Raw genomic sequence first — 6447 nt, 5'->3', positions numbered from 1 at the left:
GCGTTGACTTTTGGCACGCTGTTGAGTTCTCAAGGAACGGTCGCTTCCTTTGTACTCACCCTCTCGGGCTTTCCTCCGGGCTTCCCTTCGGTGTTTCCGACTCTATCAGATCCTTTCGGCATCCGATTCCCGGTCGGCGGGATTGTCCGGGGCTTTCCAGCTTTCGCTCGTCGGCCTTTCGACATTCACTACGTTAGCCGATTCCCGTCGAGACTCATAATCGAGTTCAGTGAGTTCGAATTCACGCATGCAAGGCATGACAAATTCGACCCCGCCAAGGGAAGTCGTAGTAGTGGGTGGCCGCTTCCGGCTGCTGGCGAATGCCGTACCCGGGTCAAGCGGCTCGGGCTACATTACGCACCTTCCAGGGACGCGTCAACTTGAGCGACGCCGGGGCACATGGGCCCGATAGGGGCTGACCGTCCGGTCATTGGCGATCCAGTAACGCCAGGGATGGACGTCACCGTCGCCTCCCTCGCCGGCGACTCCGGTGCGCGGACCGTTCCGTACCTGGTCGGACGGCACGGGAGTGCCGGTCAGTATCCGCAGGGGAGTCTCGCCGGAGGCACACGCGTCCGTGCCGTCCAGGGAGCGGTCGACGCCCAGGGCGGTGGCCAGGCGGGCCGGGCCCTTGGCCAGTTCTCTGTCGTATCGGGCTGAAAGTCGACGTTTGCGGGCGAGCTCGGCGCCCTCGACGATCTCGCCGGCGCGGAGCAGGACCGCGCTCGCGGTGCCCTCCGGACCGCAGACAAGGTTCATGCAGAACCACATGCCGTAGGTGACTCACCAAGCATGTATGTCGTTGCAGCATCATCGGCAGGGCAACGACAAGCAGGAGACAGGCAGTGCGAGCGATCATCTACGCCAGGCTCAGCCCCACCCCGAGGGGCGAGGAGTCCAAGGGCGGGAACCTGACACAACAGGTCGAGTTGAGTCAGGCGCTGTGCGACCGGAACGGCTGGTCAGTCGTAGCCGTGATCGTCGAGAAGGACACGTCCGCTTCGACCAAGCGGGGAGCCAAGCGAAGCAACGAGTGGGAGCGCGTCAAGGCTCTGGTGGAGGACGACAAGGCAGACGCCATCGTGTCTCGCCACTACGACCGCATGTACCGCACCCCCTGGGATCTTGAGGACCTGGTGGACCTGGCCGAGGCGACCGGCGTCACGCTGGCCGCCGCACAGGCTCAGGGAGTGCTCGACCTGTCCACCCCGTCCGGCCGGCTCGCTGCTCGCATCGGCGCTGTGGTGGCTCGCAACGAGACCGAGATGCGAGTAGAGCGTCAGGTGCTCGGACATCAGCGCCGTAGAGAGTCGGGGAGGCCCTTCTGGAGCACTCGCCCGTTCGGCTTCGAGCGCGACGGCAGGCACCGTGAGGCAGAGGCGGAAGCCCTACGGCAGGCGTACCGGGACGTCCTGACCGGTGTCTCCCTCTGGTCCATCGCGAAGGACTGGAACGCCCGTGAACTGCTCTCACCGCACGGCAAGGAGTGGCGCAGCTCGAACCTTCGGGGTGTCCTCTTGAAGCCGCGGAACGCGGGAATCCAGACGTACTCGCAGTGGGTCGAGAAGCCGGACGGGAAGCGCGTGCGGCTGACCGAGGAGACCGGCGCGGGCAACTGGGAGGCGATCGTCTCCGAGGGCATGTTCCGAGCGCTGGTCCGCTACCTGAGCGACCCCGAGCGCAACACGGGCGGCGGCGGGAAGCGCAAGGCGCTGTTGTCCGGCGTGGTCCGCTGCTCGAAGTGCCAGGCCGTCGCCACTCAGGGGTGGAGCAGGAAGAACGCGGCAGGCGAGCGGTACCGCATCTACACCTGTTCAGGTGGCCGATGCATCACCTGCCCGGCAGACGCTCTTGACTCCTTCGTGGTCCGGAAGGTCATCGACAAGGCCGAGGAGTGGAACGCAGCACCGGCCACGGATGCCGCAGACGAGGAGCGAGAGGCCGAACTGCTGGCCGAGGAGACTGCCGCGTCCGAGAGGCGCACCGCCCTGGCGGAGATGTTCGCTGTAGGGGACATCGACGCGTCGACCCTGCGGACGGGCATCAAAAGGTGTGACGCCGACCTGACCAAGATCCGGGCCGAGCTTGCAGACCTGGCAGCGAATCGGGTGCGCGTCGACCTGGGCGACGTCGAGTACCTGTGGGAGGAACTGGACTACGAGGACCCTGACCGCATCGACTACGTGCGGACCGTCGTCATGCAGGTCTGCGAGCGAGTCGAGCTGACGCCGCGCGGTCGAGGGGTCCGAGCCTTCAAGGCCGAGCACTGCCGGATCACGTTCCGGAACCCCTGAGATCCGATCACGGAAAGCCGGGCCGGCTGTCGGCGCTCAGTGAGCACGGACGAGAGTCGGGCGGGGCCCTTCGTCATACCCGGCGAGGAAGAGCCGTACATCCCTCAGAGCCTCTGTGCGCCCCTCTCGCTCCCCAGTTCATGCAACAACGTGCATGAGTCACATCCGTGCATGGATGGTCGCGAGCGGCCCCCGTACGGTCGTCTCGGTCGGCCCGATCGGGCCGACAAGTCAAGGGGGTTCCGCATGGCACGCGAAGAACTGACTCGGCTCACCGGCAGCGGCACGTGTGGAGAGGACGACTGCCCGAACGTCTACCGCACCGCTTCCGGCTCCATCGTGGTTCAGGGCGACGTGTCCGACGCCTTCACTCCCCCGCAGGGCGAAGGGCTCGTGGAGATCCCCGAGAGCGTTCTTCGGGAGGCCGTTCGTGCTCTTGGATGGTAAGGAGTGGCGGGCGACGCTCCGAGGCTTCCAGTCGGAAGCCTGGCGGCTGGAGACCCTGCCTCAGTACCTCGTACCGCAGGAGGCGGAAGAACTCGAAGCCTTCCGCGCAGGCAAGCGCGTCGACCCGCACGCGTACTCGTCCGCGTACACGGAGGACCTGAGGCGGTTGCGCGGCGAGGGGAGGAGCAAGGGGCGAGTGCACGTCCTGACTCGACCGCTCTCCGAGTACCTGCGCTTCGAGTTCTCGCGGTACTACGCCCCGCACGTGCTCGCCGGGGAGGACATCCGCATCCTTGACGTGACCGAGCGAGACAACCCGTTGCCGGATGTCGGTGACTTCTGGATGTTCGACCGCTCGACGGTCGTCCTGATGCACTACGCGGGCGACGGCACGCAGATCAGCCGGGAGCTGTATGGGGGTGACCCTGCGCCGTTCATCGAGTGGCAGCGCATCGCCGTTGCCGAGTCGGTTCCCTGCCTGGAGTACGCGGAGTGCGTGACGGAGTGACGTTCGAAGCTGAGCAGCTTGGCGAGTCTGGTACCGAACTCGCCTCTTTGCTTCGGGACTTGCGCAAGCGAGTCGGCCTCTCAGGGGACCGGCTCGCAGCGCGCTGCAACATGTCCCAGTCGACGGTGTCTCGCATCGAGAACGGCCGGACACAGCCGTCCCTGGTCGACGTCGAGCAGACCTTGCGAGCGCTGGACGCTCCGCCGGAACTGGTCGCCGAGGTCTCCACCCTCGCCAGGATGGCGAACACCGAGTGGCGGAACCTTCGAGAACTTCGGCGCAAGGGGCTCGGTACGAGACAGGCCTAGCTGAAGTCGCTCGAAGCGTCCTCCACGCAGATGCGCTACTTCCTGTTCTCGATGGTTACGGGACTGCTCGCAACACCGGAGTACGTACGGGCGAGCCTGGCCCACTCGCCGGCCGACACGAGCAAGGCCGTAGCGGGGAAGCTGGGACGGCAAGCCGTCCTCTACGACGCCTCGAAGCGGTTCACATTCGTTCTGACCGAACAGGCGGTTCGCTGGCCGGTCGTCTCCCCACTGGCACTGGCCGAGCAGATGGACCGGCTGGCGTCCCTGTCCTACCTCCCGAACGTGCAGATCGGGGTGATCCCCGTAGGAACACCGACGCATCGAACCCCTCTGAGCACGTTCACCATCTACGACGCGGCGTTGGTCGCCCTCGAGACGACAGCGGGAAGTCTCGTACTTCGCGACGGCCGAGACGTTCAGGCGTACCTGAAGGAGTTCTCCGGGTACGAGGAACACGCCCTCTTCAGGGAAGACCTTCGGGCACGGCTCGCCGAGTGGTCCGCTGCTTGCCGCGCATGACTTCAGTCGACTACGCGACTGAAGCGCCATCCCGTGCGCACCCCGGGGGTTCATCCTTCGGCAGGCGAACAGTCGGGAGGTCGCACGGATGAGTACACCCAAGACGACGATGGCAGGGCCGGTGAATCTGACCCTTCCGGAGGGTGACCCGAACCCCGTCGCGGGATGTCGGCAGTGCCTCGGCGTCGCCGTGACCCGAGCCAACGCCCGATCGGTCGGCGACTACTCGAAGGCGACGGACGCGAACGTCGTGCTTCGCACGCACCTCCGCGAAGACCACGGGGCCGAGTGATGTCGCGCGCGGTCCTGCGGTTCGTGACGCACCGGATCACGCGACATCCGGACACGGGCGTGACCTTCGAAGCGGATTGCCTGCACTGCAAGTGGAAGGCGGAGCCTTCGCCGGACAGTGCGGCGGTCGACGTCGAGTGCATGAGCCATACCGGCCTGAGCAACCATCGAGGCTTCCGACGGATCTGTACGTCGTTCGCCATGGTGGTGCGGGCTGAGTAAGGCAGCGTTGTACGTCCACGTACGACAACGACCCCGACGTAGCCGGAAGCCTGCCTGAACTGCTGTGCGCCTGTCTCAGGCACTCTTGTCGACGGTCACGTAATTCGGCTCTGGCGCTGATCTTGTGACGCTGTCGGGTCAGGGCGTCAGGAGTACGCGCTTGCGGAGGAAGTCGAGGTTGGCTCGTCCATACCCTTGTCTTTTGAGTAGTTTCGTCCTGGTGACCTGTCCCTCGACCTGGCCGGAGCTCCAGGGGGTGGAGAGCCCGGCCGTGACGGCGTCGATGTCGCGGCTCAGTCCGTTGACCAGGGAGTGCAGGGCTGGCAGGTCGTCGGCGAGGACGCGCTCCATCCAGGCGGGCAGTTGATCGCCCCGCAGGTCATGCATCATGGCGGCGAAGTCGCGAACGTGGCGGGTGACGGCGTCGAGTTCGGGGCAGCCGGTCCGGATCTCCTTGAGATTGGCGGCATCGTCGGCTGTCAGGTTCCCGGGTTCGGTCATGATCCAGCGGACGATGCGGCGGGGCCGCGGAGCCGGACGGGGCACTGGTGGCGCGGCAGTGGCGGCCTTGAACGGGCGGAGGTAGCGGCGGACGGTCTGGATGCTTCCGGTGAACCCCCGGGCCACGATCTCCTGGTGGAGCTGGGCGCTGCTGCGGCAGCCCTCGTTCCATCGCTGGTGGAGGTAGGGCGTGTGCTTGTCCAGGATGGTGGAGCGGTGCGTCGCCTTGACCAGCAGTTCGTCGATGTTCATGGCGCGGGCGAAGCGGCGCACGGTGGACCGGTCCAGGCGCAGTGTCCGGCAGATCTCCTCCAGCGTGCTGCCCCCGTCCAGGAGTTGATGCACGGCCGTGTAGCGTTCCCTGGTCCGGGTCACCAGGCGCCGTTCCCGTCCGCAGACGTCGAGCATCCCGACAGCCGGTGCCGGTGCCGGTGCCGGCGGCGGTGGCGTCTGCCAGATGTCGTCGCTGGTCGGCGGGACGGCCGGTAGGGTGTTCTCGAACGCGGTCCGGACGCAGGCGTGGTGGGCGGAGACGGTCTTCTCCACGGCCTCGCCGAGGTTGTGCCACAGATGCCAGGCGTCGGCGACCTGCACCGCTTGCGGTGCTCCGCTGCGGGCGCCCTCAGCATAGGCTCCGGCCCTGTCCCGACAGATGATCTCCACTTCCGGATGGCGCTTCAGCCATGCGGCCAGCGGTTCGGCGTCCCGGCCGGGCAGCACGTCCACCGGGCGCCGGGCCTCCAGATCCACCAAGATCGTGGCATACGAGTCGCCCTTGCGTAGCGCGAAATCGTCGACACCGAGCACGCGGATCTGTCCGACGGGTTCTTCCGGCGTGGCGCGGACCAGGCGTAACAGGGTGTCCTTGGCGACACGCAGGCCCAGCACCCCGGCCAGGCGGGCTCCCGCGCGGCCGGCCAGCGCGAGAGCTATCGAGGTCAATTGTTCACGCACGAGTGGCGTGTAGCGGGCATGCGGGCTCGTCAGTCCCGAGATCTGCTCGGCGAACGTCACCGCCCGGCACGCCGGGTTCGGGCACTTGAACCGCCGCACCAGCAGCTCGATCACCACACTGGCACCGCTGACCGCGGCATCCGCGAGCCGTCGCATGTACCGGCCGTGCACCCGGTCCGACGCACTGCCGCAGTGCGGGCAGTCCGCACCCGCCGAGCGGGCCCGCGCATGCATCGTGACCGCCCCGGCTGCGACCCGCTCGACCAACTCCACCACGACACCAGCCAGATGAGGGAACAGCACCTCGAAACTCCGTGAAGAACACGCGAGACATGATCACAGCCACCACTGACACGGGCAGCGTCACAAGATCAGCGCCAGAGCCCGTAATTCCCCAGGG

General features: G+C 66.6%; 8 protein-coding genes and 1 pseudogene. 7 read left to right on the top strand and 2 right to left on the bottom strand.

Annotated elements, in window-relative coordinates; genetic code table 11:
- Positions 1–375 precede the first annotated feature (375 nt).
- Positions 376–780 (bottom strand): annotated as a pseudogene (locus ABTY98_RS40550) (DNA-3-methyladenine glycosylase); the annotation flags it as partial.
- 65 nt (positions 781–845) lie between these two features.
- On the opposite strand from ABTY98_RS40550, the gene ABTY98_RS40545 reads away from it, so the two are divergent.
- The 7 genes from ABTY98_RS40545 (at position 846) to ABTY98_RS42445 (ending at position 4592) form a co-directional block, all read left to right on the top strand.
- Entirely contained in the window at positions 846–2294 is a 1449-nt protein-coding gene (locus ABTY98_RS40545; protein WP_352226180.1) for a recombinase family protein, read from the top strand.
- Between the two features lie 246 nt (positions 2295–2540).
- Positions 2541–2741 (top strand): hypothetical protein, encoded by a 201-nt coding sequence (locus ABTY98_RS40540; protein WP_352226179.1) that lies wholly within the window; start codon positions 2541–2543, stop codon positions 2739–2741.
- Positions 2725–3249, top strand: a complete 525-nt coding sequence (locus ABTY98_RS40535; protein ID WP_352226178.1) for a DUF6879 family protein — start codon at positions 2725–2727, stop codon at positions 3247–3249. The genes ABTY98_RS40540 and ABTY98_RS40535 overlap by 17 nt, the downstream gene beginning before the upstream one ends.
- Entirely contained in the window at positions 3183–3557 is a 375-nt protein-coding gene (locus tag ABTY98_RS40530) for a helix-turn-helix domain-containing protein (protein WP_352226177.1), read from the top strand. Before ABTY98_RS40535 ends, ABTY98_RS40530 begins: the two co-directional genes overlap by 67 nt.
- On the top strand, positions 3558–4079 hold the full coding sequence (locus ABTY98_RS40525) for a DUF5753 domain-containing protein (protein ID WP_352226182.1): 522 nt from the start codon (positions 3558–3560) through the stop codon (positions 4077–4079).
- Between the two features lie 88 nt (positions 4080–4167).
- Positions 4168–4371, top strand: a complete 204-nt coding sequence (locus ABTY98_RS40520) for a hypothetical protein (RefSeq protein WP_351974893.1) — start codon at positions 4168–4170, stop codon at positions 4369–4371.
- Entirely contained in the window at positions 4371–4592 is a 222-nt protein-coding gene (locus ABTY98_RS42445; protein WP_502994484.1) for a DUF7848 domain-containing protein, read from the top strand. Before ABTY98_RS40520 ends, ABTY98_RS42445 begins: the two co-directional genes overlap by 1 nt.
- Positions 4593–4730: 138 nt before the next feature.
- On the opposite strand, the gene ABTY98_RS40515 is transcribed toward ABTY98_RS42445, so the two are convergent.
- Positions 4731–6350 carry an ISL3 family transposase gene (locus ABTY98_RS40515; RefSeq protein WP_352226176.1) on the bottom strand — a complete coding sequence of 540 codons (1620 nt, stop codon included), beginning with the start codon at positions 6348–6350 and terminating at the stop codon, positions 4731–4733.
- Positions 6351–6447 lie beyond the last annotated feature (97 nt).

This window comes from Streptomyces sp. NPDC096040, assembly GCF_040303265.1.
Lineage (GTDB): Bacteria > Actinomycetota > Actinomycetes > Streptomycetales > Streptomycetaceae > Streptomyces.
The sequence above is the reverse complement of the archived record's forward strand: the minus strand, read 5'-3'. Positions and strand labels throughout refer to the sequence as shown.